General features: G+C 57.4%; 1 protein-coding gene. It reads right to left on the bottom strand.

Going from position 1 to position 1459, the window contains the following annotated elements; genetic code table 11:
- The coding region (locus AAHB90_RS32380) for a condensation domain-containing protein (RefSeq protein WP_342089472.1) at positions 1–1459 on the bottom strand (1459 nt) is incomplete at both ends.

The following is a 1459-nucleotide window of genomic DNA, read 5'->3' as shown; positions in this document are numbered from 1 at the left end:
CCCCCAGCCCGTAGTCCGAGGGCGTTCGCACCGCACTCACCTGCTGCACGCAGTGGCTGATAAGCCCCTGAAGGCTGCTGATATATAATCCGCTCAGACGCTCGATGCTCGAACGGTCAAAATGAAGCGTACTGTAATTCCAGTCCAGCACCAGGCGATGCTCGCGGATTACCGCGGTCACCGACAGCTTGTAGCGGATACGGTAAGACCCAGCGATGCTATGCCCCGCATCTTCCCCGGAAGGCGTGCCCCCAAAGTGGCCCAAACGCCCTACCACGTTGTCAAACTGGCCCAGGTAGTTGAAGACCACTTCCCATGGGTCTGCACCCGCAAGAGGCTCCACCCCATTCATATACTTCAATACACCATACCCAAGCCCCTTGTCGGGAACCTGGCGCAGCTGCTCCTTGATACTTTTCAGCGATGAGCCTGCATCACCCCAAGCCCAGTCCCCACGCAGAAGCACCGGGTAAAGGCTGGTAAACCATCCCACAGTACGGCTCAGGTCGGCCCCGCTGTCAAGCACCTCACGCCCGTGCCCTTCCAGGCCTACCAGCAACTCCCCGCCTTCCAGTATGCTGCCCACGCTCTCACGCAACGCACACAACAAGATATCGTTGATCTCGGTCTGGTAAGCCCGGCTGCAATGGTGCAAAAGTAAATCCGTATCCGAAACCCCTAGCTCCGAACGTATGCTGCCCGTCTGCGATAGCAGCACACGGCCCACGTAGGATCCATCGGTCACAAGGCGCCCACTGCCCCTCACGCTGCGCTCCCAGTAAGGTAGCTGTCCCAGCGCCCGCCCGCTGGCCCCATACCCTGAAAGCCACTGATGCCACTGACGGTAGGAATAACCCTTGCTACCAAGGTCCAGCAACTGCCCTGACTGATGCTGATCGATCAGCGACTGTAAATCTTCCAGAACAACACGCCACGATACCCCGTCCACAGCAAGGTGGTGCACAACAATCAACAGCCGGTTATAGGACTCGCCAGAAGGCATTTCAAAATAGCCTGCCCGGACCAAATCACCCGTATAAATATCCAGGCTCCCCTGTAAAGCGCTCGCCTGCTGGCTCAGTGCCTCAGACAAACCAACGCCACCAAGCCCGGAAAGATCATGATAGCTTAACAGCCCGCTGGCCACTTCCCCCCCGTAATGCTGGGTGAACACGCCCGAAGCATCCTTCTGATATACAAAACGAAGCGCATCATGCTGGTGGACCAACCGCTGCATACAAAGGCTCACCACTTCAAAGCTCACCCGACGAGAGAGCGTCAGCAACACAGCCTGGTTGAAATGCGATACCCCTTCCCATACATCGGAAAAATACCAATCCTGGATCGGAAGCAACCCGCTGATGCCAGACAGGACTCCCTGCTCGCCAGCCTCTGACTGATCACCCGCCGAGCTTACCAGCTCCGATAGCTTTGACACCGTCTGGCTTGAAAATAGGTC

The organism is Dyadobacter sp. OTU695 (genome assembly GCF_038440355.1).
Classification (GTDB): domain Bacteria; phylum Bacteroidota; class Bacteroidia; order Cytophagales; family Spirosomataceae; genus Dyadobacter.
This window is presented reverse-complemented; position numbering and strand designations above follow the sequence as displayed.